The sequence below is a fragment of the Hymenobacter glacieicola genome, from assembly GCF_014640315.1.
Taxonomy (GTDB): domain Bacteria; phylum Bacteroidota; class Bacteroidia; order Cytophagales; family Hymenobacteraceae; genus Hymenobacter; species Hymenobacter glacieicola.
Genome location: NZ_BMGS01000002.1, coordinates 253,917 through 278,020 on the forward strand (window position 1 = coordinate 253,917; position 24,104 = coordinate 278,020).

Below are 24,104 nucleotides of genomic sequence, written 5' to 3' on the forward strand. Positions count from 1 at the left end.
CGGAAGCTACACTCTCACTACTACCCTGATGGCACAAAAGCCGAACCTGCTCTTCGATTTTGGGGGCGTTATTATCAACATTGACTACGAGCTGACGCGGGCTGCCATGCGCCAGTACGGCAGCACCATTGAGTTTACCCAGGCTGCGCAGGCTGAATTGTTTGACCTAATGGAAACCGGCCACCTCACGCCCCAGGAGTTCCGGGAGGGGCTGCGCCGCCACTACCAGCTGACGGCCACCGACGCCGAGCTGGACGCGGCCTGGAACGCCATGCTGCTGGATGTACCGGCCGAGCGGTTGGCGCTCATTGCCGAGCTTCGGGCCCAGGGCCATCAAACGGCGCTGCTGTCTAATACCAACCACATCCACATTGAGGAGATAAATCGTCGGCTGAAGGAGCAGTACGGCTTCGAGCACGGCATTGCCGATTGCCTCGACCGAGTATTTTACTCCCAGGAAGTGGGCTGGCGCAAGCCTGGCGAAGAAATTTTCCGGCACGCCCTGCGGGAGATGAACTGGAAGGCGGAGGAAACGTTGTTTATTGAAGACAGCCCACAGCACATTGAAACGGCCCGCCGGCTGGGGCTCCGTACCTTATTCCTGACTCCGCCGCTCACGCTGCAAGACGCATTGCCCGCTGCCCTTCGTGCCTTTCCCCGAGAATACTCCGCCCCTACCCCTGCCTGACCTGCCGGCCTCATTTACGTATGCCGACCGGGCGCTGGCCGCCCGCCAGGCCCAAGAAGCCTTTACGCGCTACGAGCAGCCTGGTCTGCCGCGTTGGTGGCGCTACGGGTTGCACCTGCTGCTATTTCTGGTTACGTTGCTGACGACTACGCTGGCGGGCTTTTCCCTGCGGGCCGGTGCCCTCGATTATGTTCACCTGGAGCTACTTTGGCGGCTGCCGGTGGCGCAATGGTCCCGGTTTCTGGAGCCTGGCCTGTGGTTTTCGGTGCCGTTTCTGGGGGTACTGACGGTGCACGAGTTTGGCCACTACTTTGCGGCCCGCTACTACCGCATCCGGGCTACGCTGCCGTACTTTATTCCCTTCCCCCTGGGCATCGGCACGTTTGGCGCGGTCATCCGCATCAAGGACCGGATTTTTTCCCGGCGGGAGTTTTTCGACGTGGGCTTAGCCGGTCCGTTGGCGGGTTTTGTGGTAGCCGTGGGCGTGTTGGTCTATGGCCTCACGCATTTGCCCCCGCTCGACTACCTGTACGGCATTTATCCGGAGTACCGCTTCTACGGGGCCGAGTACGCGCGCTACGTGTACCAGCCGGGCCAGTCGCCAAGTGTGGTACTGGCCCAGCCCCTGCTGCTCCAAGGCATGGCGGCGCTGCTAGCTGACCCAGCCCGGATGCCCCACGCCAATGAGCTGATGCACTACCCCCTGCTGGTGGCCGGGGTGCTGGCCCTGTTCTTTACGGCCCTGAATCTGCTACCCATCGGCCAGCTGGATGGCGGCCATATTGTGTACGGCTTGCTGGGGCCGCAGCGGGCAGCGCGGGTGTCGGTTTTGCTGTTCGTGGGCTTTATTTTTTACGCCGGGCTGGGCTTGTTTTCGCTTCGCTCCGACACGAATACCTGGTTGTACTGGGCCGGGCCGTACGGGTTTTATCTGTTTCTGGTGTTTCGGCGCACTGTGCCAACCGTTCGGCGCGCACTGCTGCTCGGGGCCGGCGTGTGGCTGGGGCAAATTGCCCTGGCCTCCGCCTTTCCTACCCTGGAGGGCAACCCCGGCTGGCTGGTATTTGGCCTGATGCTGGCCCGGCTGACTGGTATTTTTCACCCGCCGGCTCCGGATGAGCGGCCGCTTTCGGCGGGCCGCAAGGTGCTGGGCTGGCTGATGCTGGTTATTTTTGTGCTGTGCTTTGCACCCTCCCCTATTCTTGTCCGCTGAAGCGCCCCGCGGAGTGGCGGCTTGGCCGGCTCCAACCTTCCGAATGACAGTACCCCAGTTTTCTCAGTCTCACGTATGGCGAGGCTCTACTTTGCTGCTTATGCGCCAGCATGGGCTTTACATAAGCCAGCGCAACCGGCGCGGAGTAGCCTGGCTGGAAACCGAAATTCCCTACGAGGAGCTGCTACCCGTAGGCCTTGAATACGCCGCGCCTACGCCGTTGCGCCTCCCCCCCGTGGGCACGTGGGTAGTTCTGTGGTTGCTGGTGCAGGTAGTACACCAAGCTCTGAAAAATCAGGCAGGTATTTCGTCCGAGTTCTGGGTAGCGGGTCTAGGCTTTCTCGTTGGTTTAGGAGCGGTGTACGTGGTACGCCGTCACCTGAGCCACTCCGTTACGCTGGGCACTAACCGCATCCGCATTACTCTGCGCGACCAACACAGCCAACGGGCCGCCCTGGAAGCCTTCACCAACGAGCTTCGCCAGCGGGCCCACAGCTACCTGCGCGACGAATACGCCCAAATCAACCCCCTGGGCCCCATTGAGCTACAGCTTCACCGCCTCAACTGGCTGCACCAACTTAAGGTGCTGTCCTCGGCCGAGCGCCAGGTCCTCCGCACCCGCCTCACCGGGCGCCTTTCCCTCGACCCGCTCACCCTTATGGGCCAGGAGCTGGAAACGCCTTATGTGAATTAGTGGTGAGATAGTGAGATGGTGAAATGGTGAGTTGTTGTTCTAGCGGCGCGAATTGCAACGACAGAACAACAACTCACCATTTCACCATCTCACTATTTCACCACCTCACCACTTACCCCAGCGCCGTAACGCCGGGCAGCTCCTTGCCTTCCATGTACTCCAGCAGAGCACCGCCGCCGGTGCTGATGTAGGAAACCTGCTCCGAGAAGCCGAGTTGGTTTACTGCCGCGGCCGAGTCGCCGCCGCCGATGAGGCTGAAGGCGCCGGCTTGGGTAGCGTCGGCAATGGCCTGGGCTACGGTTTCGGTGCCTTTGGCGAAGCTGCTCATTTCGAACACGCCCATGGGGCCATTCCACAGAATAGTTTTCGACTGGCGCACAATGTCGCTGAACGCTTTAATGGAGTCCGGGCCGAGGTCGAGGCCCAGCCAGCCATCCGGAATCTGGTTGTTCTGGGCCACTTTAGTTTCGGCGTCGTTGGCGAATTTATCGGCAATCACGCTGTCGGTGGGCAGCACCAGGTTGACACCTTTGGCTTTGGCCTTCTCGATTAGCTCCAGGGCCAGGTCCATCTTGTCGGCTTCCAGCAGGGAATTGCCGATTTGGCCACCCTGGGCCTTAGCGAAGGTGTAGGCCATGCCGCCCCCAATGAGCAGGTTATCGACCTTGTCGAGCAGCTTCTCGATGATGAGGATTTTGTCGGAAATTTTGGCGCCGCCCATGATGGCGGTGAAGGGTCGCTCGGCCTGTTCCAGCACCTTCTTGGCGTTGTCCAGCTCACCCTGCAACAAATAACCGCCTACCCGGTCTTCGGGCGCAAAGCTATCGGCAATAACAGCGGTGGAAGCGTGCTTGCGGTGCGCGGCCCCGAAGGCGTCGTTCACGTACACCTGGCCGAGCTTGGCCAGCTTGGCGGCAAACTCCGCGTTACCTTTTTCTTCTTCGCCGTAGAAGCGCACGTTTTCTACCAGCAGGATCTGGCCGGGCTGCAGGGCTTGGGCCTGGGCTTCGGCCTGCAACGCATCTTCGGCAAACTGCACCTGCTGGCCGTACTCTTGGCCCAGGCGGGCGACAATATGCTTCAGGGAGTATTTTTCTTCTGGTCCGCCCTTGGGCCGGCCCAGGTGCGAGAGCAGCACCACGGAGCCACCATCCTGCAGGATTTTCTTGATGGTAGGAGTAGCGGCCCGGATGCGGGTGTCATCGGTAATGGCGAAGCTCTTATCCAGCGGCACGTTGAAGTCCACGCGCACCACGGCACGCTTGCCGGCGAAGTTGTACTGATCGAGGGTTTTCATGGAAAAGGAAATGGGTTTGGCTGGGGCGAAGGTAAGATTTTGAGGGAATGAGGGGGCAAGGAGATGAGTCGATAAAATAATGAGCAAACAAATAGAACGTCATTCCGAGCGTAGCGAGGAATCTCGCGTGCTGACGCAGCAGATGGTTGACATATATATGGATGGGAAAGAATGAACGAAAGATTACGATTGCAATGTCAGCACGCGAGATTCCTCGCTGCGCTCGGAATGACGTTCCTTTGGGTTCCGTTCTTTCCTCACCTCCCGAAATACTACCTTTGCCCCTACGTATGAAAATAGGCATCTTCTTCGGCGGCCCGTCGCGTGAGCGGGAAATCAGCTTTGCGGGCGGCCGCACCGTGTACGATAACCTGGATAAGTCCTTGTTTGAGGCCGTTCCCGTGTTTGTGGACAGCCGCGGCAACTTCATTCAGCTCAACTGGGAGTATATCTATAAAGGCACCATCCGGGACTTTTACCCGCCCGTATCGGCGCTGCCGCGCACGGAGCTGCCGGTGCAGATGTACTTTGAGAGCTTGGGCGAACTGAGCCTGGAGGAGCAGGACCGCATCATTGCTGAAGTGGGCCGCCGCATTCAGCCCCAGGAGCTGAGCAGCCTCATGGACTTTGCTTTCCTGGCCCTGCACGGACCGGCGGGCGAAGACGGCGCCATTCAGGGCTTGCTGGAGTGGTACGGCATTCCGTACTCGGGCTCCGGCATTCTGCCCTCGGCCTTCGGCATCGATAAGATTGCCCAGAAAAAGCTCCTGAAAGCCCTGAACCGCCCTACCCCCGACTTCCGCCTCATCACGGCTGAAGAGTGGGACGCCGCCGACGCGCAGGCTACCCTCGACTACCTAGTACGCGAGCTGGGCTTGCCGCTGGTGTTTAAGGCCCCGCGCCAGGGTAGCAGCATTGGCGTGAGCATTCTGCGCGAAGCCGACGTAGCGAAATTCGCCACGGCCGTGGAGCGCAGCCTGTTCCGCAAAACCGTAACGCGCCAGGAGTGGCAGGGCCTATCGGAGCAAAAGAAAACGGTGTGGCTGCAGCAGCTGGTGGATATCCGCGAGGGGATTGGCCTGCCGGTAGTGGTGGAGTTGCCCGTTAGCAGTTCTCAGCTGTCAGGTGCAAGCAACGACACCACTGCCAGCAGCTGGCAACTGGCAACTGATAACTCGCACCTGATTTATCAGCCCGAGCAACTCCTGAACACGCTAAACGAGCAGCTGCAAACCGCTGAAGCGGTACGCCTGACCAGCGTGGAAGGCGAAACGCAGGTGCTGGTAGAAAGCTTCGTGCAGGGCCGCGAGTTTTCGTGCATTGTGGTGGAAGACCCCACCGGGCAGCCCCTGGCCCTACCCCCCACGGAGATTGTGAAGGGCGAGGAAATGTTCGACTACCGCTCGAAATACCTGCCTGGCCTCTCGCGTAAAATCACCCCCATTGATCTGCCCGAAGCTGATATTCAGCGCATCCGCGAAGCCTGCGAGGAAATGTTCCGCACCTTCGGTTTTCAGGTGTACGCCCGCCTCGACGGCTTCATTGGCGCCGACGGTAAGCTGTTCCTCAACGACCCGAATACGACCTCGGGTATGCTGCCGGCCTCGTTCTTTTTCCACCAGGCCGCTGAAATTGGGCTGAACCCCTCGCAGTTCCTGACTTACCTGATTCGGACCTCCCTGGCGGCGCGGCGCCGGGCCGGGCTGCGGCCCGTGAAGCTGGCCGGCCTGCTCACCCAACTGGATGCAGCCGTAGCGGCCCGAGCCTCGGAGGAGCGCACCCGCACCAAAGTGGCCGTGATTATGGGCGGTTACTCCTCGGAGCGGCACATTTCGGTGGAAAGCGGCCGCAACATCTACGAGAAGCTCAGCTCCTCGGTGAAGTACGAGCCGGTGCCGGTGTTTCTGACGGGTAACAGCCAGGAGTTCCGCCTCTACGTGCTGCCCATCAACGTGATGCTCAAGGACAACGCCGACGACATTCGGGAGAAAGTGGAGCACATGGAGGCCGGCCACGGCCTGCACCCCATCCTGGAGCGGATTCGTCGTGAGGCGCAGGCTATTACCAGCACCTACGCCGGGCAGCCCACGGCCCAGCCCCGCCGCTTTTCCTTCGAGGAGCTGGCCCAGATGGTGGATGAGGTGTTTATTGCCCTGCACGGCCGCCCCGGTGAGGATGGCGCCCTGCAACGGGAGCTGGAAAAATACGGCCTGCCCTACAACGGCTCGGGCGTGGAAAGCTCCAGCATTACCATCAATAAGTTCGAGACCAACCGCCGCCTGCGCGAAGCCGGCATGCGCGTGGCCGAACACCGCATGGCTAACCGCCTGGAGTGGGACGCTGACCACGAAGGCTTCTACCGCAGCCTGGAATCCCAATTCCCCTACCCCTTCATTGCCAAGCCCGCCGACGACGGCTGCTCTTCGGCCGTGAAGAAAATCAAGAACCGCCAGGAGCTGGAGGCCTTCACCCGCCTCATCTTCCGCGACCAGGAGGCGCTCAGCGAGGCCGAAGCTACTACCCTCAGCCTGGGCTTCAAGGAAGAATTCCCGCAGAAGGATGCTTTCCTGGTAGAAACCCTGATTGACCGCGACGGCGCTGCGCACTTCCTGGAAGTAACCGGCGGCCTGCTCACCCACTGGACCGACAACGGCGAGCTGCAGATTGAAGTGTTTGAAGCCTCTGAGGCCCTGGCGACCGGCGAGGTGCTGAGCCTGGAGGAGAAATTCCTGGCCGGCGAAGGCCAGAACATCACCCCGGCCCGCTACGCCCCGGATTTGCAGGAGCGGCAGCGCGTGTCGGAGGAGGTGAAGAAGGAGTTGCGCCGGGTGGCCGAAATCCTGAATATTCAGGGGTACGCCCGCATCGACGCCTTCGTGCGGGTACGCCAGAACGGGGCCGTGGAGGTCATCATCATCGAGGTGAACTCCCTACCCGGGATGACGCCTGCCACCTGCATCTTCCACCAAACGGCCCTGGCCGGCTACACGCCCTACGACTTCATCGACCAGATCCTGGAGTTCGGCAAAGTGCGGACACAGAAGGCCACTGCGCCGAAGTAAGTAAACCAAACCGTCATTCCGAGCGGAGCGAGGAGCTTGGAATGCCCTAGCTAACACCGTCATTCCGAGCCCCGCGAGGAATCTCGCGTGCTGACGTCTGATTACCACTACAACGTCAGCACGCGAGATTCCTCGCGGGGCTCGGAATGACGGTCTGGTTAAAATGCCTACCCTTCTTCGCCCTAGCTTTCTAATTCCTAGTTTTGTCTGCTAGCGTATAGTGCCTGTATTCTAGCTACCAGCCTCCTGACTTCTAACTTCTCCCTGATGTCTTTCTTTAAATCCGATACTCCCGCCGACCTGCTCAAACACGTGCTGGTCATTCTGCTGGCGACGGGTATCCTGGTGTTTGGGTTCTTTTACGTGTATCTGCCCATCACCACCAACCACGGCGAAACCATTGTGGTGCCCAAAATAACGGGCATGAGCCAGGCCGAACTGGAGGACTACCTTGATGAGCGGGACCTGGCCTATTTTGTCGATGACAGCACCTACGACGCCTCCATCCGGCCCGGTACGGTGCTCACGCAGGAGCCCAAAGCGGGCGAAAAGGTGAAGGAAGGCCGCAAGATTTACATTTCGGTGGCCATGAAGAACCCGCCCGTCATCAAGATGCCTAAGCTGACGGACGGCTCCCTGAAAAACGCCCAGCTCATCCTGAAAAGCTACGACCTGATCGTGGGCCAGATCAAGCTGGTGCCCAACATTCAAAAGGACGCCGTGCTGCGGCAGTTTGTGGGGGGCAAGGAGGTAGCGCCCGGGGCGGCCATTACCAAAGGTACCCGCGTGGACCTGGAGGTAGGCGACGGCCTGGGCAACCAGGAGTTCCCGGTGCCCAACCTGGTGAACATGCCCGTCGACGAGGCCACTACCTTGCTCGTGGGCCAGGGCCTGCAGGTAGGCGAAGTCTTCTACCAGGAGCCCGAGGAAGGCCAAACCGACGGCACCGTAGTCAAGCAGCGCCCCGTACCCGCCCCCGGCACCACCATCCGGATGGGCCAGCTGGTGGACCTGTGGGTGGCGGGCCAGGAGCCGGTGAAGGCGGTTCAATAACCGGTTTGAAATACTCGCGAAAAAGGTTCGTTGTCCAGGCAGCGAACCTTTTTCCGTTTCTGTCCGTGAGAGCAACACGGGCTGTACTCCGTTTCCATTTCTTTGCGTTAATGACTTCTTCTCTACGCTTTTTATTCGCGGTGTTGGTGCTGCTGGGTCTGGTGCCGCGCGGCGGTTGGGCGCAGGTGCTGGTTCGCCCTCTCGGGGCCGAGCCCGCGCATTTAACTGCCGACCCAACTGCCGACCCAACTGCCGCCCGGCGCCCGGCGGCGCTGGCCCTGCCCTTTTTTGATGACTTTGCCCGCCAGCCGGAGGGCCAGCCGGATGCGCAGCGCTGGGCAACGGCGGGCGGGGCCCTGGTCAACAACCGCTACCCCCGCCGGCCGCCCACCAAAAACGTGGCCACCCTCGATGGCCTTGATGCCCAAGGCCGGGCCCGGGGACCCGTCTCCTTTATTGGCGATGCCGACTCGCTCGTATCTCAACCCCTGGACTTGAGCGCCCTGCGGGCCAGTGACAACGCCTATTTGAGCTTTTTCTGGCAGGCGGGCACCATTTTTGGCCCGCCCGCGCCCAGCGGCTCCCGGCCCATTGCCCTCTACGTCGACTTCCTGGACCGGGACCAGCAGTGGCAGCAGGTGTGGCAGCTGCGCAGCCCCGGCGACACCACCAACTTTCGCTTCAAGGCGCTGGCCGTTAACCAGGAGCGGTTTTTTCACAGCGCCTTCCAGTTCCGCTTTCGGGTGAGCGGTTACCTGTTCAGTAACCGCGACGCCTGGAGCGTGGACTACGTACGCCTGGACCGTAACCGCACCGCCACGGATTCCACGTACCGCGACATTGCCATCAGCCGGGCCTTACCCAGCGCCCTGAAGCGCTACACCGCCATGCCGGTGGCGCAGTTCAACCAAAACCCCACCTCGGAGCTGACGGACCGCACCGGCACCACCGCCAACAACCTCGACATCGGCCCGGCACCTACCCCCGTTACCTGGACCGGAACCCTGGAGGTGCTACCCGGCGGGCCTTCCAGCCAATTCCTCACTGGTGGCGTGTCTTTGGATGCCAACTCCCGTCAGGAGCCGGTGGTGGGCAACGTGCGCACGGCCACGGTGCCGCTTACCTCAGCCCCCAAGTTTCTGCGCCAGCGTTTCCGCCTGCTCACCAACGAAACCAACCCACTCACCCAGCCGAACGATACCATTACCCGGACCACGGAGCTAAGCAACTACTTTGCCTACGACGACGGTACGGCCGAAGCTAGCGTAACCCTACCGACTGCCTCCACTGGCCCCGCTAGCTACTTGGCGTTGCGCTTCGATGTAAATCAGCCCGACCAGATCCGGGCCATCCGCCTGTACCCTGTGCTGGCCACCGCTGGGGGGCGCACCATTACCCTCAACATTTGGGATGATGATGGGACGGGCAAACCAACGGTTACTCCTAAAGCCACCAAATCGTACACGGTGCCGACCAGCTTGCCCGCCGGACAACGCTTTGTGGAAGTAGCCTTTGATGCGCCGGTGCCCGTAAGCACGCGGTTTTACGCTGGTTATGGGCAAGCGGCTTCCACCCAGTTCGTGGAGTTTGGCTTGGATCTGAACAACTCCTCGCCACCAGGCTACCTGCTTCTGAATGCCTTAAATACATGGAGCGTTAACAACACTGCCACCACCTACCGGCCGGCCGGGGCACTTATGCTGCGGCCCGTAACGGGCAGTACCGTTACCGGTACGGCAGCGCCGGCGGAAGTAGCAGCCACTTACCAACTCTACCCCAACCCCACGGCGGGAGGCGCCGTGCAGGTGCAGGGCCGCTACGTGCGGGCCGTAACCCTCGATGCGCTGGGCCGGGTGGTGTGGGAGCAGCCCGCGGCCGAACGCGGCCAGGCCCAGCTGACCCTCCCTGCCCTAGCGCCAGGCCTGTACTTTGTGCGCCTGACCTTGCCTGATGGCCTGACCGTTACGAAGCGGCTTTCCGTGCTTGCTCCTTAGCCGGCCGTAGTGCACCCGGCAGTGGTTGTGCCGGTTTCTTGCTATCGTTGCACAGAATCCTGGCGTCAGGTCAGCTTCTGTATCACCCTCCACTCTCAGCTTAACCTTTCATGACCGACATCACCCCTACCGAGTTGAAAGAGCGCCAGGCCGCTGGCACCGCCCCCGTTATTATTGACGTGCGCGAAACGTGGGAAAACGAAGAAAGCCGCATTGCCGGCAGCCAGAACATTCCGCTAGGCGAGTTGCCCGGTAAGCTCGAAGAGCTGGAAGACCTTAAGGAGCAAGAAGTAGTTGTGCATTGCAAAGGCGGTGGCCGCTCGGCTTCGGCCAAGGCTTTCCTGACCCAGCAAGGCTTCCAGAATGTGCGCAATCTAGTGGGCGGCATGCAGGCCTACCAGCAGGCGTAACTTTCTGGCGGTCTTCTGTTTTAGCCGAGTCATGCATAGCGTGGCTCGGCTTTTTTGCAGCTTCAGCACCTACCTTCCGCGGTACATAAGGGAACAGAGACCAGGCCATACTGTGCTTTTGGGGCAGGCATACGTTTCAGTAAAACGGTCGTACCGGACGGTGTGCTTTCAAGCTACGCCTAGCGTTGCAGACACCTCGCCCGAACGCTAACCAAATATTTCCCGCTCACAGTCAATGATTTACATAAGCACGTTTAATTAAGTTGTGCACAATTAAACATCACGCAACTATATCTCGTTTATTTGTCTGCAGCTTATGAACGACGAACGCCAGCCTGCTACCTCTAACCCCTTGCTGCAACTGGAAAACCAGTTGTGCTTTCCACTCTACGCTTTGTCGCGGATGATTACCAAGGCGTATCAGCCCCTGCTGCAGGAGCTGGACCTGACGTATCCGCAGTACCTCGTGTTTTTGCTGCTCTGGGAACACCAGGAGCTGACGGTAAAGGCGCTGGGCGAAAAGCTGCTACTGGATTCCGGCACGCTTACGCCCCTGCTCAAGCGCCTGGAGCAAAAGCAATGGATCAGCCGCCGCCGCGACCCGCGCGACGAGCGCTCCGTGGTAATCGGGCTGCTGCCGGCCGGGCGGGAGTTGCAGAAGCGGGCCTGCCAGGTACCGGAGCAGATTCTGGCCAAACTGAATATGCCACCGCAGGAGTTTGAAACGCTCCGGCGCCAACTGAACACGCTACTTACCCAGCTGGGTTAACCGCCCGGTATTCTTTCACTTTCTCTTCCCCTTCTCATGAAAATCGAGAAAATCTTCACCGCTCAGGCCAAGGCCAAAGGCGGCCGCGACGGCCACGTTACTACCAACAACAACGTGCTGAACGTAGACCTGAGCACGCCGAAGGAAATGGGAGGCCCCGGCAAGGCCGGCGCCACGAACCCTGAGCAGCTGTTTGCCGCCGGCTACGCCGCCTGCTTCGAAGGGGCCCTGGGCGTGGCGGCCCGCCAGGCCCAAGTAAAGCTCGATAACGTGACGGTAGAAGCCTTCATTGGCTTTGGTAAGGCGGAAGACGGCGGCTACGGCATTTCGGCCGATCTGCACGTAAATATTCCCGGCGTGGAGCAAGCCCAGGCCGAACAACTGGTAGAAGCCGCCCACGGCATCTGCCCGTACTCGCGCGCTACCAAAGGCAACATTGAGGTAAACCTTACCACGACCACCAACGCCGCGTAGCCCGGCAAGAGCGAGCCCTGTTCTGTCATCCTGAGCGGAGCGGTAGGAGTTTTCGGCGCCTGAGCGGTTATAGTGCTGCTCAGACGCGGAAAGCCTTACCCTTCCGCCCAAGATGACAGTTTTCTTTTCCCCTAGTCTAGATGCTATGAACAACCAAACCATTTACCTGGCTAGTCGCCCCAGGGGCCTGCCTACGGCCGACAACTTCCGGTTTGAAACCAGCGCGGTTCCGGCTCTGACCGAAGGCCAGGTGCTGCTGAAAGCCCGCTACGTTTCCGTGGACCCCTACATGCGGGGCCGCATGAACGAGGGCAAGTCCTACGTGCCACCATTTGAGTTGAACCAGCCTATTTCGGGTGGGGTAGTGGCCGAAGTGGTGGAAAGCCAGGCGAGTAAGCTGCCGGTGGGCACGTTGGTAGTAGGTAACTTGCCCTGGCAACAGTACAGCGTGTCGGATGGCAACGGGCTGCAGCAAATTCCGCAGGGGCAGGCGCCGGCCAGCTACTACTTGGGGCTTCTGGGCATGCCGGGCCTCACGGCGTACTTTGGGCTATTGGATATCTGCCAGCCCCAGCCCGGCGAAACCGTGGTGGTATCGGGGGCGGCCGGAGCCGTGGGCATGGTTGTGGGGCAGATTGCCAAAATCAAGGGTGCCCGCGTGGTAGGCACGGCCGGCTCCGATGAGAAAGTAGCCTATCTGAAAGAACTAGGCTTCGACGAGGCCATCAATTACAAAACCGCCAACCTTGCGGAAGCCCTGGCCGCGGCCGCTCCCAACGGCGTGGACTGCTACTTTGATAACGTAGGCGGCGCCATCACGGATGCCGTGTACGATCTGCTCAACACCCACGCCCGCATTGCCCTCTGCGGCCAGATTTCCAGCTACAACGACACAGAAGCACCGGTGGGTCCGCGCCCCGAGGGCAAGCTGTTGAAAACCAGCGCCAAGCTTCAGGGCTTTATCATCAGCAACTACTACCAGCGCTGGCCCGAAGGGGTGGCCCAACTCACCGCCTGGTACCAGCAAGGCAAGCTGCGGACTGAAGAAACCATTACCGAAGGCTTTGACCAGATTCCGGCCGCCTTCCTGGGCTTATTTACCGGCGAAAACACCGGCAAAGCCCTCGTGCAAGTGGCCTGAGTGCCAGCCCATACCCCTAACTCCTTACCCCTACTTCCTCACCCTAACGTTCCCTTCGATGAAGATTCTAGTAGTGCTGACTTCGCACGACCAACTGGGCAATACAGGTCATAAAACCGGCTTCTGGCTGGAAGAATTTGCCGCTCCTTACTACGTATTTAAGGATGCCGGCGCTACGCTCACCCTGGCTTCTCCCCTGGGCGGTCAGCCCCCGCTCGACCCCAAAAGCGACGACCCCAGCGCCCAGACCGAGGCTACCAAGCGCTTTAAGCAGGACGCCGCGGCCCAGCAGGCCCTGGCCGCCACCGTCCGGCTCGACACCGTAGCGGCGGCTGACTACGACGCAGTATTCTACCCCGGCGGGCACGGCCCACTCTGGGATTTGGCCGAGGACCCTACCTCCATTGCCCTGCTCGAAACCATGTATGCGGCCGGCAAACCCGTGGCGGCCGTGTGCCACGCGCCCGGGGTACTGCGCCACGTGAAGGCGCCCAGCGGCGAGCTGCTGGTAAAAGGCAAATCGGTTGCCGGCTTCACGAACACCGAAGAGGAAGCCGTGCAGCTGACCAACGTGGTGCCTTTCCTGGTGGAGGACATGCTCAAGGAAAGCGGCGGCCTTTACTCCAAAGGGGCCGACTGGCAGCCCTACGTGGTAACCGCCGGCCACCTTATCACCGGCCAGAATCCTGCTTCTTCGGAGCCCGCCGCCGAGGAGCTGCTGAAGCTGCTGAAAAAGTAACCAGGGCCGTTGCCCGTAGTAAGCCGCCCCGGTGGCTCCCGTTGTGGGAGCTGCCGGGGCGGCTTTTCGTTTGGGCCTACCCGCGTTTTGTGTTGCAGAAGCAATGGTTTGTATAACGCCAGCCCTCCCCGGTCGCCCCACCTTTGCAGCGTACTTAAACCACATAACTACCTAACAACCACGCCACATGAGCACGATTAAGAAAGTAGCCCTGGGCAGCCAGGGCCTGGAAGTACCCATTGAGGGGCTGGGCTGCATGGGCATGACGGGTGGCATCAACGGCATGAGCGTGTACGGCGAGGCCGACGAGGCCGAAAGCCTCGCTACCCTTCACCGCGCCCTGGAGCTGGGCATCAACCTGCTTGACACGGCCGACCTCTACGGCCCGATGCACAACGAGCGGCTGGTGGGCCGGGCCCTTGCTGGTCGGCGCCAGCAGGTGGTACTGGCCACCAAGTTCGGTTTTGAAGTAGACGACCAGGAAAACTGGACCGGGGGCTACAACGGCCGGCCCGAGTACGTGCGCAAAAGCATAGAACGCTCCCTGCGCAACCTGCGCACTGACTACGTCGACCTGTACTACCTGCACCGCGTCGACCCCAATACGCCCATCGAAGACACCGTGGGGGCCATGAGCCGCCTGGTAGAAGAAGGCAAGGTGCGCTACCTGGGCTTGTCGGAAGTGTCGGTGGAATTGTTGCGCCGGGGGCATGCGATACACCCCATTTCGGCCCTGCAAACCGAGTATTCCCTCTTCGACCGGGGCGTGGAGGAAGACGGCGTGCTGGCTGCTACCCGCGAAATGGGCATCGGCTTTGTGGGCTACTCGCCCCTGGGCCGGGGCTTTTTATCGGGCGAAATCAAGTCGCCCGACGACTTCGAGCCCAACGATTCGCGCCGCTTTTTCCCGCGCTACCAGGGCGAGAACTTCTACCGCAACCTGGAGCTGGTGGAAAAGCTGCAAAGCCTGGCCCACGACAGAGGCGTAATGGCTGCCCAGTTGGCTTTGGCCTGGGTGTTGGCCCAAGGCGTGGTAGCCATTCCGGGCACCAAGCGGCGCAAATACCTGGAGCAAAACGTAGCCGCCGCCAGCCTTACCCTAACGCCGCCGGAGCTAGCTGAACTTGCGGCCATTATGCCGGTTGGTAGCTCAGCCGGGGCCGCGTATCCGGCGGGGTTTTAATCTTTCCGCCTTCTGACTTTGCGTTATTGGCTGCCCGAACCGCATGCCCTGCCCACTACCGTTCAGGCAGCCAATAGCCGCTCAACCCCCTTCTGTTACCATGAAGCAGCCGCCCAAAGAATTCCGCCTGTTGGCCACGGTAAAGGACTTTACCCAGCATTTCGGGTTTCCCAGCCCCGAGCACCCGCTGCTGACGGTTATCGACCTGGAGCATACCCGGGGCGTGCTGCCGGCCAATGGCCCAGCCCTGCGGCAGCTCTACATCATTTCGCTGAAGAAAAACCTGAAAGGCCATATGCAGTACGGCCAACGCTCCTACGACTTCAGCGAAGGGGTACTGGGGTTTTTCGCTCCCGGTCAGCTCTGCGAAAACAACGACTCCATCGATATTTCAGAGCTAAGCGGCTGGATGCTGGTTTTTCACCCCGACTTGCTGCTACGCCACCCACTGGCCAAGAAAATAGCCACCTACGGGTTCTTTTCCTACGAAGTTAACGAGGCGCTGCATCTCTCGCCCCAGGAGGAAGCTACCCTGGACGCCCTGTTTCACGGCATCCGTCAGGAGTATCAGCGCGCCCCCGACGCCTTCAGCCAGGACGTGCTAGTGTCGCAACTGGAGGTGCTGCTCAGCTACGCCAACCGCTTCTACCACCGGCAGTTCCATACCCGCCGCCCTGCTGAGCACGACTTGCTCAGCCGTTTTGAGGAGCTGCTGACCAGGTATTTTGCCCGCGAAGAAGAGCAGCCCCTACCCACCGTGCAGTATTTCGCCGACGCCCTGCATGTGTCGCCAGCCTACCTCAGCGACATGCTCCGCACCCTGACCGGCCAGACCACCCAGCAGCACCTGCACCACGCCCTGATTGAAAAAGCCAAGCGCCTGCTGCTGGGCACTTCCCTCACCATCAACGAAACGGCCTTTCAACTAGGCTTCGAGTATCCGCAGTATTTCACCCGCCTGTTCAAAAGCAAAACCGGCCTTACACCCGCCGCCTTCCGCGTATCGGCGAACTAAGCGCCGCCCTGGTTGCCCTGGTTGCAGGAGCAGCCGGGGTGGCTTGTATGCGCTATATTGTCTTCTTCGGTAGTAAGCCGCATACACATCAGAAAAATGCCTAGACGCAGAAGCTTAAATGGGCTACCCCATAATCTAACTCAGAGCTATTTCAGCTACGAACGGCATTACAATGGCTGCTACATGGCGGATTGGCTACTGCAAGAGGCCAAGCTGTACTCGATAAAGGAGGCTACGCTCGACATTTTGCGCGTGAGAATAACCCCACAGGTACTAAACCGGCATCCGTTAGTAACGCATTTGCTAGATCTTGTCCATCTTCTACATGAACGCTTGCAAGCCAGTGGATTTGCCACCGACTTTATTACGGAAACTGTAATTAGAATCGACATTCATTCTGTAAGAGGCGTGCTTTTTTGCTACCCCTACCTAGTTGATCAAACTGGGCGCAGATACAGCCATAAACGAATGGCTATCCTACCATATGCTCTTGATTTCACCTCTACGGCGACTAATTTATAAGTGGGAGCACCTATAATTAACCCTGAAATCACCACCCTCACGTCTCAGTCGTCTACCCCAACCGGCCATCGGCGGCGTACTTCAGCTCACCCAGCTCCACTAGCTCCCGCAGCTGCTCGGTTACGGCCGTGGCCTGCCCCGGGGTAAAGTGCGCTAAAACTTCCCGGGGGGTTTGGGGGGTAGCTTTTACCAGCGCCACCAGTTGCTCCCGCAGCTCGGGGGCTGGGGTGGTAGCCTGCCGGGCTTTTTTCTGTGCCAGGCAAAAGTCGCAGACGTGGCAGGCCGGGGCGTCCAGCTCCCCGAAGTATTCCAGCAGCAGCTGCTGGCGGCAGCGGCTACCGGCGGCGTAGCGTATTACGGCCTCGGTTTTGTGGCGGGCTAGCTCCCGGGCGTCGTGGAGTCGTTTCTGGTCCAGCGGAAGCTTGTCGGCATCAAAGCGGGGCGTGGTAAACAGGGCCTGCGGAGCCTCGTGCTTGGGCTGGTACTGGATAATGCCGGAGCGGTGCAGAAACAGCAGCATTTTGCGCACATCCACCACGCTCAGGCGCAGATACTGGGCCAGGCTGTTTTCCGAAATCCGTTGAAACCCGGCAAACAGTTCGCCCCCGTTAAAGCGCAGCAGGCTTTTGATGAGCTGGTCGTGCTGCTGATTGGCTACCTGGAAGTGGTAGAGGTCGGTGTGGTTGATGGGGATGTGCACGCGGGCCGGGTTGTTCACGGCCTCGTTCAGTTGCACAAAGCCCTCCCGCTCCAGGATGCGCAGGGAATTATGGGCATCCAGGGCCTTGATGCGGTAGGTTTCCGCGAACTGCTGAATATCAAAATCAAATGCCACCAGCTCGCCCCCACCCACCGCCGTGCGCGAAAAGTTGGCCAAGGCCTGGTACACCCGTCGCACGGTATCCAGGGGCGGGTAGGACTGCTGGGTGCGGCGGCGCAGCTCGTCGGCATCGTTGGGGCCCTGGAGCAGCACGGCAAAGGCATACTTCTCGTCGCGGCCGGCGCGGCCGGCTTCCTGGTAGTAGGCCTCCAGGTTATCGGGAGCCTCCAGGTGTACTACCAGCCGCACGTCGGGCTTGTCGATGCCCATGCCGAACGCGTTGGTAGCCACAATGCAGCGCGTTTTGTTTTGCATCCAATCTTGCTGGGTCCGGGTGCGTTGCTCGCTGGGCAGGCCGGCGTGATAGGGCGCGGCGGCTAGGCCCTGCTGGCGCAGGTAGGCAGCCGCCTCCTCGGTTTGGCGGCGGGTGCGGGCGTACACGATGCTGGTTTTCTGGGTTCCTACCCCGCGTACTACCTCCACCAGGCGCTTGAACTTGTCCTCGGTGCTCAGCACGGAGTACGACAGATTAAGCCGGGCAAAGCTCTGCTGAAATACGCGGTGCGAAGTGCCAAACGCCAGTTTCTCCACAATATCCTGGCGCACCTGCTCGGTGGCCGTGGCCGTGAGGGCAATGCAGGGCACGCCCGGCAGCAGGGCGCGCAGCTCCTGAATGCGCAGGTAGGGTGGCCGGAAGTCGTAGCCCCACTGGGAAAGGCAGTGCGCCTCATCCACGGCCAGCAGGCTCACCTTCATCTTCCTGACGCGGGCCTGAAACATGTCGGTCAGCAGGCGCTCAGGCGACACGTACAGGAACTTCACCGGCCCGTACACGCAGTTGTCCAGGGTTTGGTCGATTTCCTGGTGGCTCATGCCCGCGTACACGGCCTCGGCCTTGATGCCGCGCTGGCGCAGGTTTTCCACCTGGTCCTTCATCAGGGCAATCAGCGGCGACACAACCAGGCAGAGCCCCGGCCGGGCCAGGGCCGGTACTTGAAAGCAAATGCTTTTGCCCCCGCCCGTAGGCAGCAGGGCCAGCGTATCCTGCCCCGCCAGCACCGCCCGGATAATATCTTCCTGCAAGGGCCGAAACTGGGTGTGCCCCCAGGTGTGGCGCAGTACGTGCAGAATATCGTCGGTGGGGGGCAGCAAGGCAGGCACAAGATCAGCAGGACTACGAAGGTAGCGCCGCCCGGCGGGAAAAGGAAAGGTTATCAGCCCAGCCGCCGCATAACGGCTATTTCCCTTACTTCCATCCCCCAGCAGTTGTGTTGGCAGGGAGCAGAAGAAGGTAGCAGCCAACAAAAAAGCCCGCTACCAACTGGTAGCGGGCTTTCGATATATGGAGTGGGGAGAGAACTTAGGCTGCGGCCGAAGTCTGGCCGTTTTCCCGGTCGTCGATGGCCTTTTTAAGCTTGGCAATGGCCTGCGTGGCGCGCTCCTCGTCCAGACGGTTGATGTTCAACAACATCTTGGTCTTCTCCGGACGAGTGATGACCGGGTGGTTCAGCAGACGAATAATCTCCTCCTTCTGCGCGGCCGAGGCGTACGCCGGAGCCGGAGTTTCTGCCACTACTGGCGCCTCAGCCGGCACGGCCTTCATAGCTGCAGGAGCCTCAGCGGCTACCGCTACCGGAGTAGCTGCGGGAGCTACCACCATAGCGGGCTGAGCGACTGGAGTGTTGCCCCCGTACTCCATTTCTTCGGCGGGGGTAGGCTCGTAGCCAGCCGCGCGGATAATCCAGGCCAGAATGTTACGGTAAGCCTTGCCGATGGCCCGGGTCTGGGCCATGCTCATGATGGCAAACTCCTGGTAGAACTTCTTGCCCTGCTCCTTATTCGAGCAAATGGCGAAGCCCGCCCCTACCGTGTGCCCCGACTTCATGTCGAAGAGGGTCACTTTCGCCTGGTATTTAATTTCTTGCTCGGTCGAGACGTTGATAACGTGGTCCACGATGGGCACAATGCCCAGGCGCGAGCCAGCGTACTGCCAGCCTTCCACGTTCACGAACTCTTTACCCTGCACGGTAGTGCTGAGCTTGTTGTCCTTAATGAATTTAGCAAGGTCCGTCGCCAGATGCAGCGTCTCGTCGGAGCGTGAGATATCAAAGCTCTCAACTTTAGTCTTACGAACCGGCTCTTTGATGTTCTTGGTTGCTTCGCTCATGGCGTCTTTCCTTTAGTGTTCTGTAGTACCGTATTGTTGTTCGAGTATATAACTATACGGGCGCGCGAAAGGTGCACATATTAGCTTCTTTTTATAGAATTTTTCACACTGAATATCAGTGTGTTACAAATAATTTTTCTAACCACGTTAGACAACCATCTTTTTTAGTTTGCCTGCCGGCAAACTCAACTCTGATAGGGGTACCTCCCCAGGCAAAAAAACAGCCCGCTGCCCTCGTTCCGGACACGAGGTAGCGGGCGCACAAACGGTCCGGGGCACACCGGGCGCGTTACCAGCAGAAAGTAAAAAGCGTAGCTGAACGCGGGTTCAGCTACGCTTTAACAAGCAGTGTTACAGGGTAGTTCCGATTGGTTTAGCCTACCTCCTCACCAGAAACAACGACTCTGCTACCCCTCCCAGATATTGCCGTCCTTCATCGTGATTTTACGATCCGCCATTTCGGCTAGCTGGTCGTTGTGGGTCACGATGACGAAGGTTTGGCCTAGCTCCTTGCGCAGCAGGAAGAAAATCTGGTGCAGTTCCTGGGCATTCTGCGAGTCGAGGTTGCCGCTGGGCTCGTCGGCGAAGATGATTTCGGGGGAGTTAATCAGGGCCCGGGCTACGGCCGTGCGCTGCTGCTCGCCCCCGCTCATTTCCGACGGTTTGTGGTCGGCGCGGCGCTCCAGGTTCAGCATCCCGAGCAATTCGCGGGCCCGCACCCGGGTTTCCTTTTCGGAACGACCCGCCAGGTAAGCCGGCAGGCATACGTTTTCCAGGGCCGTGAACTCGGGCAGCAGGTTATGAAACTGGAAGATGAAGCCAATGTGACGGTTGCGGAACCGGGCCAGATCGGAGCGCCCCAGGGAGCTGACCGACTCGCCATCAAACAGCACCTCCCCCGAGTCAGGGTTGTCGAGTGTTCCTAGGATGTGCAGCAAAGTGCTTTTGCCCGCCCCCGATGAGCCAACGATGGACACAATCTCCGATTTCTCAATCGTCAGATCAATGCCTTTGAGGACTTCCAGCGTGTTGTATTTTTTGCGGACGTTGATGGCTTGCAGCAAAACGGAACCAGATGTAAAGTGAGCCGAGGGTACGGGAAACAAATCTACGGAATGTAGCGCTTTGCGGGGGTGCTCCGGCGCGGAAACTCTCGCGGCTTGTCTGCCTACCTCTTAGCAGCACCGGATTCCTGCTCCCACCTCCTATCTTAAGCGGCCCGATGCTGCTGCCTGCTATGCCCTCCTCTGCCGTTGCTTTTCGCCGCTGGCGACTCGTGTTTCTTGTGCTGCTACTGGCGGTAGTGGCAGTGGCCGTCTGGTGGCGCTGGTGCCAACTCCCGCCTCAGCCTACCAATAGCGCCCGCGCACCTAGTTCCACTAGCTTACCTCGCGCCGATAACCGCCTGCGGGGCGTGAGCTGGGTAGCCGGCGACTCGGTGTCATCGCTGGACCTGGAGCCGCTGGTGCGGGCCCACGTTACCTGGATTGCGCAGACGCCGTTTGGCTGGCAGGCCGGGGCCGCCACCCCAGAAATTCAGCTGCACACCGGCGTAGGCCATCGGGGGTACTGGGGCGAAAGTGACCGGGGCCTGACCCTAACCAGCCAACGGGCCCGGCAGCGCGGCATTCGTACCCTGCTTAAGCCCCATCTGTGGTTGCGTGGGGGTAGCGGCACCTGGCCCGGCGACGTCAAGATGAATTCCGAAGTCGACTGGCAGCGGTGGTTTGCCAGCTACTCGGTATTCATGCTGCACTACGCCCGCCTGGCTGAAACCAGCGGCATGGAAGCCCTTTGCATCGGCACGGAGTTGCAGCACAGCGTCGGCCACGAAGCCGAGTGGCGGGCTCTGATTGCCCAGGTGCGGGCCGTATATCATGGCCAGCTGACCTACGCCGCCAACTGGAACGCCGAGTTTGAGCAGGTGCGCTTCTGGGACGCGCTGGACTTCATCGGCATTCAGGCCTACTTTCCCCTGAGCGCCACCGAGCGGCCTACCAAAGCCGCCCTGCTCAAGGCCTGGCAAGAGCCCCTGCGCCGCATTGCCGCACTCCAGAGGAAAGTGAAGAAGCCGGTCGTTTTCACGGAAATCGGCTACAAGACTACCCCCGACGCGGCCATTGAACCCTGGTCTTGGCCCGACCGCACGGCCGTACTCACTACCCCTGACGAAACTACTCAAGCCACCTGTTACGCCGCCATGTTCGAGACGTTCTGGCCCCGCAAGTGGTTTCAGGGCCTGTTTGTGTGGAAATGGTACCCGGGGCTACAGCCAGCGGGCTCAGCCCGGCGCCACCTTGATTTTACGCCCCAACACAAGCCCGCCGAGCGGGTAATGGCGGCCTGGTTTGCCAAGTGAAAGCCAGCGTTCAGTTGGCAGATGGTACTTGTTGGCTCGCGGTTGTCAGCACATCGTTCTTGCCTGGTAATGAGCCAACAATCCTTTCGGCCCATCCGGCGGCCGGCGGCTAGTGTGCGTCGTTTCTTAGGCCGGAACGAGCCCCCAGCTGACAACTAACAGCCGATAACTAAACTATCAGCGCTTTTCTGCCTACTTTCGCGCCTAGTAAACCACCCCGAAACCCCTCTTAACTGACCTCTATGAACATTCACGAGTATCAGGGCAAAGACATTCTGAAGCGTTACGGCGTACGCGTGCAGGAAGGCATCGTAGCCGATACGGCTGAGGAGGCCGTCGAAGCGGCCAAGAAGCTGAACGCCGAAACCGGCACCAGCTGGTACGTTATCAAAGCCCAGATTCACGCCGGCGGACGCGGCAAAGGGGGCGGGGTGAAACTCGCCAAAAACCTGGAGCAGGTAAAAGATATTGCCGGCCAAATTATTGGCATGCAGCTCGTTACCAAGCAAACTGGTGCCGAAGGCCGCAAAGTACACAAAGTGCTGGTAGCCCAGGACGTGTACTACCCCGGCGAGTCGGAAACCAAGGAATTCTACATGAGCGTGCTGCTGGACCGCGCCACCGGCAAGAACGTTATCATTTACACCACCGAGGGTGGCATGGACATCGAGGAAGTTGCCGAGGCGCATCCCGATAAAATCCTGAAGGAGCACGTTGACCCCCGCGTTGGTCTGCGCCCCTTCCAGGCCGCTAAAATTGCCTTCAACCTGGGCCTCGAAGGTGCGGCGCAGAAAGAGATGGTGAAGTTCGTAATGGCGCTTTACAAGGCTTACGACGAAACCGACTCGGCCATGTTCGAAATCAACCCCGTGTTGAAGACCTCGGACAACAAAATCCTGGCCGTTGACGCCAAGGTAACCCTCGACGAAAACGCCCTCTACCGCCACAAGGACTTCGTGGAGCTGCGCGACACCAACGAGGAAGACCCGCTGGAAGTAGAAGCTTCGGCCTCGAACCTGAACTACGTGAAGCTCGATGGCAACGTGGGCTGCATGGTAAACGGCGCCGGCCTGGCCATGGCCACCATGGACATCATCAAGCTGTCGGGCGGGGAGCCCGCTAACTTCCTCGACGTAGGGGGTGGAGCTAACGCCCAGACCGTGGAAGCTGGTTTCCGCATCATCCTGAAAGACCCGAACGTAAAGGCCATCCTGATCAACATCTTCGGGGGTATCGTGCGCTGCGACCGGGTTGCTAACGGGGTGGTGGAAGCCTACAAGAACATTGGCTCCATCAACGTGCCCATTATTGTGCGCTTGCAAGGCACCAACGCCGAAGAGGGTGCCCGCATCATTGATGAGAGTGGCCTGAAAGTGTACTCGGCTGTGTTGCTGAAAGATGCCGCTCAAAAAGTGAAAGAAGTACTGGCCGAGCAAGGCATTGCCTAGGCTTTAAACCAGAATTTATATTACTTTGCAATGCCCACCTGTTTACGCGGGTGGGCATTTCTGTTGGGTATTAACCCCCGGTTAGCCTTTTCCGTTTACAGCAGCTCACGTAGGTTTACCGTATGTACAGTAAGACGTTTACGCTTTTTTTGCTGGCTCTAAGCTTAGGTGGCCCGGTGGTGCGGGCCCAAACGGGGGGAAGCTCGGCCCCCGGTTTGCCCTACCTGACTACACTTGACCCGGTAGCCTACCCCTTTCAGTACAGTTCCCCCAAGTCGGACTACCTCACCCGGTTTCGTGAGATGTACGGCCTGGACCAGATCATTGCCAAGGAAACCACCGATTTAGGTCGGGCCCGGGCGCTGTGCCAGTGGGTGCATTTTCGTTTGGAGCATGATGGACACAAGCGGTTTGAGTCGCAGGATCCGTTTGCCATTCTGAAAGCTGCCATGCTAGGCCAGCAGGTACAGTGCGTGGAGTTTGGCTTGGTGCTGGCCGCTGCCTTTAATGCCGTCGGGATTCCGGCTCGCCCGCTTTACTTGAAGGCTGCCGACGTGCAAACCCGGGCCTCAGCCGCGGGCCATGCCTTAGCCGAAGCCTGGCTACCCGACCTAGGCAAGTGGGTAATGGTAGACAGCCAGGCGGACATCATTCCGATGTTGGGCGACAAGCCCCTTAACGCCGTAGAGCTACAGCAGGCCCTGCTCGCTGATGCCCCCAACCTGACGGTTCTCACCTCCACCGACGCCAAGCCAAGGTCGTACTTTAAGTGGGTTAATCAGTACTTGTTTTACTTTGATACCGTGATGGACAACCGGTATGGGGTGAAGTCAAGCCGCACTGGACTGATGCTCGTGCCCCTGGGCGCCCACAAACCGGTAGTATTCCAGCGCACAGAAGCCATTCACAACATGCGCTACACCAACTCAGTGGCTACTTTTTACGCTCCTCCTACTGGCACCGACTGGTTGGCCGCGGGCGGGGAGGCTCAAGCGCGCTAGACAGTAGTTCGGTTAAATCAGTTTGCCCCAACAAGTCCCGGTCATTTAACTAGGA

Annotated in this window: 20 protein-coding genes; 16 read left to right on the plus strand and 4 right to left on the minus strand. The window is 59.9% G+C overall.

Annotated features, from left to right (window positions below; all coding sequences use genetic code 11):
• The first annotated feature begins 28 nt into the window (after positions 1 to 28).
• The 3 genes from IEW18_RS04185 to IEW18_RS04195 all read left to right on the plus strand — a co-directional run bounded on the left by IEW18_RS04185 (position 29) and on the right by IEW18_RS04195 (position 2,595).
• Positions 29 to 688 carry an HAD family hydrolase gene (locus IEW18_RS04185; protein WP_188556574.1) on the plus strand — a complete coding sequence of 220 codons (660 nt, stop codon included), beginning with the start codon at positions 29 to 31 and terminating at the stop codon, positions 686 to 688.
• Positions 648 to 1,901 (plus strand): site-2 protease family protein, encoded by a 1,254-nt coding sequence (locus IEW18_RS04190; protein ID WP_229728590.1) that lies wholly within the window; start codon positions 648 to 650, stop codon positions 1,899 to 1,901. Before IEW18_RS04185 ends, IEW18_RS04190 begins: the two co-directional genes overlap by 41 nt.
• Before the next feature lie 100 nt (positions 1,902 to 2,001).
• Entirely contained in the window at positions 2,002 to 2,595 is a 594-nt protein-coding gene (locus IEW18_RS04195) for a hypothetical protein (protein ID WP_188556575.1), read from the plus strand.
• A 112-nt stretch (positions 2,596 to 2,707) separates the two neighbouring features.
• Here IEW18_RS04195 and IEW18_RS04200 read toward each other — a convergent pair whose 3' ends face one another.
• Complete coding sequence (locus IEW18_RS04200) at positions 2,708 to 3,892, minus strand: phosphoglycerate kinase (RefSeq protein ID WP_188556576.1); 1,185 nt, start codon at positions 3,890 to 3,892, stop codon at positions 2,708 to 2,710.
• A gap of 290 nt (positions 3,893 to 4,182) precedes the next feature.
• On the opposite strand from IEW18_RS04200, the gene IEW18_RS04205 reads away from it, so the two are divergent.
• The 10 genes from IEW18_RS04205 to IEW18_RS04250 all read left to right on the plus strand — a co-directional run bounded on the left by IEW18_RS04205 (position 4,183) and on the right by IEW18_RS04250 (position 15,732).
• Positions 4,183 to 6,954 carry a D-alanine--D-alanine ligase family protein gene (locus IEW18_RS04205; protein ID WP_188556577.1) on the plus strand — a complete coding sequence of 924 codons (2,772 nt, stop codon included), beginning with the start codon at positions 4,183 to 4,185 and terminating at the stop codon, positions 6,952 to 6,954.
• 267 nt (positions 6,955 to 7,221) lie between these two features.
• Positions 7,222 to 8,007, plus strand: a complete 786-nt coding sequence (locus IEW18_RS04210; RefSeq protein WP_188556578.1) for a PASTA domain-containing protein — start codon at positions 7,222 to 7,224, stop codon at positions 8,005 to 8,007.
• Between the two features lie 110 nt (positions 8,008 to 8,117).
• Entirely contained in the window at positions 8,118 to 10,001 is a 1,884-nt protein-coding gene (locus IEW18_RS04215) for a T9SS type A sorting domain-containing protein (RefSeq protein ID WP_188556579.1), read from the plus strand.
• A 110-nt stretch (positions 10,002 to 10,111) separates the two neighbouring features.
• On the plus strand, positions 10,112 to 10,411 hold the full coding sequence (locus IEW18_RS04220; protein WP_188556580.1) for a rhodanese-like domain-containing protein: 300 nt from the start codon (positions 10,112 to 10,114) through the stop codon (positions 10,409 to 10,411).
• Between the two features lie 316 nt (positions 10,412 to 10,727).
• Positions 10,728 to 11,180: a MarR family winged helix-turn-helix transcriptional regulator gene (locus tag IEW18_RS04225; RefSeq protein ID WP_188556581.1), complete on the plus strand. Its 453-nt coding sequence runs from the start codon at positions 10,728 to 10,730 to the stop codon at positions 11,178 to 11,180.
• A 36-nt stretch (positions 11,181 to 11,216) separates the two neighbouring features.
• Positions 11,217 to 11,654, plus strand: a complete 438-nt coding sequence (locus IEW18_RS04230; RefSeq protein WP_194461732.1) for an organic hydroperoxide resistance protein — start codon at positions 11,217 to 11,219, stop codon at positions 11,652 to 11,654.
• A 145-nt stretch (positions 11,655 to 11,799) separates the two neighbouring features.
• Complete coding sequence (locus IEW18_RS04235; RefSeq protein WP_188556582.1) at positions 11,800 to 12,795, plus strand: NADP-dependent oxidoreductase; 996 nt, start codon at positions 11,800 to 11,802, stop codon at positions 12,793 to 12,795.
• Between the two features lie 58 nt (positions 12,796 to 12,853).
• The gene (locus IEW18_RS04240) at positions 12,854 to 13,534 is read left to right on the plus strand and encodes a type 1 glutamine amidotransferase domain-containing protein (protein ID WP_188556583.1); all 681 of its coding nucleotides are present in this window, start codon (positions 12,854 to 12,856) and stop codon (positions 13,532 to 13,534) included.
• Between the two features lie 187 nt (positions 13,535 to 13,721).
• Entirely contained in the window at positions 13,722 to 14,717 is a 996-nt protein-coding gene (locus IEW18_RS04245; protein WP_188556584.1) for an aldo/keto reductase, read from the plus strand.
• A 100-nt stretch (positions 14,718 to 14,817) separates the two neighbouring features.
• Positions 14,818 to 15,732, plus strand: coding sequence for a helix-turn-helix domain-containing protein (locus IEW18_RS04250; RefSeq protein WP_188556585.1), 915 nt, complete (start codon positions 14,818 to 14,820; stop codon positions 15,730 to 15,732).
• A gap of 574 nt (positions 15,733 to 16,306) precedes the next feature.
• Here IEW18_RS04250 and IEW18_RS04255 read toward each other — a convergent pair.
• The 3 genes from IEW18_RS04255 to IEW18_RS04265 all read right to left on the minus strand — a co-directional run bounded on the left by IEW18_RS04255 (position 16,307) and on the right by IEW18_RS04265 (position 20,305).
• Positions 16,307 to 18,235 carry a RecQ family ATP-dependent DNA helicase gene (locus IEW18_RS04255; RefSeq protein WP_188556586.1) on the minus strand — a complete coding sequence of 643 codons (1,929 nt, stop codon included), beginning with the start codon at positions 18,233 to 18,235 and terminating at the stop codon, positions 16,307 to 16,309.
• Between the two features lie 199 nt (positions 18,236 to 18,434).
• A complete protein-coding gene (locus IEW18_RS04260) occupies positions 18,435 to 19,241 on the minus strand; it encodes a hypothetical protein (protein ID WP_188556587.1) in 807 nt (268 codons plus the stop codon).
• 407 nt (positions 19,242 to 19,648) lie between these two features.
• Positions 19,649 to 20,305, minus strand: a complete 657-nt coding sequence (locus IEW18_RS04265) for an ABC transporter ATP-binding protein (protein WP_110979954.1) — start codon at positions 20,303 to 20,305, stop codon at positions 19,649 to 19,651.
• 173 nt (positions 20,306 to 20,478) lie between these two features.
• On the opposite strand from IEW18_RS04265, the gene IEW18_RS04270 reads away from it, so the two are divergent.
• The 3 genes from IEW18_RS04270 to IEW18_RS04280 all read left to right on the plus strand — a co-directional run bounded on the left by IEW18_RS04270 (position 20,479) and on the right by IEW18_RS04280 (position 24,049).
• Complete coding sequence (locus tag IEW18_RS04270; RefSeq protein ID WP_229728591.1) at positions 20,479 to 21,600, plus strand: glycoside hydrolase family 113; 1,122 nt, start codon at positions 20,479 to 20,481, stop codon at positions 21,598 to 21,600.
• Positions 21,601 to 21,842: 242 nt separating this feature from the next.
• Positions 21,843 to 23,048 carry an ADP-forming succinate--CoA ligase subunit beta gene (gene sucC / locus IEW18_RS04275; RefSeq protein WP_188556588.1) on the plus strand — a complete coding sequence of 402 codons (1,206 nt, stop codon included), beginning with the start codon at positions 21,843 to 21,845 and terminating at the stop codon, positions 23,046 to 23,048.
• 122 nt (positions 23,049 to 23,170) lie between these two features.
• Positions 23,171 to 24,049, plus strand: a complete 879-nt coding sequence (locus IEW18_RS04280; RefSeq protein ID WP_188556589.1) for a transglutaminase-like domain-containing protein — start codon at positions 23,171 to 23,173, stop codon at positions 24,047 to 24,049.
• The last annotated feature ends 55 nt before the right edge of the window (positions 24,050 to 24,104 follow it).

Bases quoted from the DNA above. Each gene is read 5' to 3' on its own strand.
- IEW18_RS04185 (WP_188556574.1), top strand. From the start codon at position 29: ATGGCACAAAAGCCGAACCTGCTCTTCGATTTTGGGGGCGTTATTATC.
- IEW18_RS04195 (WP_188556575.1), top strand. From the start codon at position 2,002: ATGCGCCAGCATGGGCTTTACATAAGCCAGCGCAACCGGCGCGGAGTA.
- IEW18_RS04200 (WP_188556576.1), bottom strand. From the start codon at position 3,892: ATGAAAACCCTCGATCAGTACAACTTCGCCGGCAAGCGTGCCGTGGTG.
- IEW18_RS04205 (WP_188556577.1), top strand. From the start codon at position 4,183: ATGAAAATAGGCATCTTCTTCGGCGGCCCGTCGCGTGAGCGGGAAATC.
- IEW18_RS04210 (WP_188556578.1), top strand. From the start codon at position 7,222: ATGTCTTTCTTTAAATCCGATACTCCCGCCGACCTGCTCAAACACGTG.
- IEW18_RS04215 (WP_188556579.1), top strand. From the start codon at position 8,118: ATGACTTCTTCTCTACGCTTTTTATTCGCGGTGTTGGTGCTGCTGGGT.
- IEW18_RS04220 (WP_188556580.1), top strand. From the start codon at position 10,112: ATGACCGACATCACCCCTACCGAGTTGAAAGAGCGCCAGGCCGCTGGC.
- IEW18_RS04225 (WP_188556581.1), top strand. From the start codon at position 10,728: ATGAACGACGAACGCCAGCCTGCTACCTCTAACCCCTTGCTGCAACTG.
- IEW18_RS04230 (WP_194461732.1), top strand. From the start codon at position 11,217: ATGAAAATCGAGAAAATCTTCACCGCTCAGGCCAAGGCCAAAGGCGGC.
- IEW18_RS04235 (WP_188556582.1), top strand. From the start codon at position 11,800: ATGAACAACCAAACCATTTACCTGGCTAGTCGCCCCAGGGGCCTGCCT.
- IEW18_RS04240 (WP_188556583.1), top strand. From the start codon at position 12,854: ATGAAGATTCTAGTAGTGCTGACTTCGCACGACCAACTGGGCAATACA.
- IEW18_RS04245 (WP_188556584.1), top strand. From the start codon at position 13,722: ATGAGCACGATTAAGAAAGTAGCCCTGGGCAGCCAGGGCCTGGAAGTA.
- IEW18_RS04250 (WP_188556585.1), top strand. From the start codon at position 14,818: ATGAAGCAGCCGCCCAAAGAATTCCGCCTGTTGGCCACGGTAAAGGAC.
- IEW18_RS04260 (WP_188556587.1), bottom strand. From the start codon at position 19,241: ATGAGCGAAGCAACCAAGAACATCAAAGAGCCGGTTCGTAAGACTAAA.
- IEW18_RS04270 (WP_229728591.1), top strand. From the start codon at position 20,479: ATGCCCTCCTCTGCCGTTGCTTTTCGCCGCTGGCGACTCGTGTTTCTT.
- sucC (WP_188556588.1), top strand. From the start codon at position 21,843: ATGAACATTCACGAGTATCAGGGCAAAGACATTCTGAAGCGTTACGGC.
- IEW18_RS04280 (WP_188556589.1), top strand. From the start codon at position 23,171: ATGTACAGTAAGACGTTTACGCTTTTTTTGCTGGCTCTAAGCTTAGGT.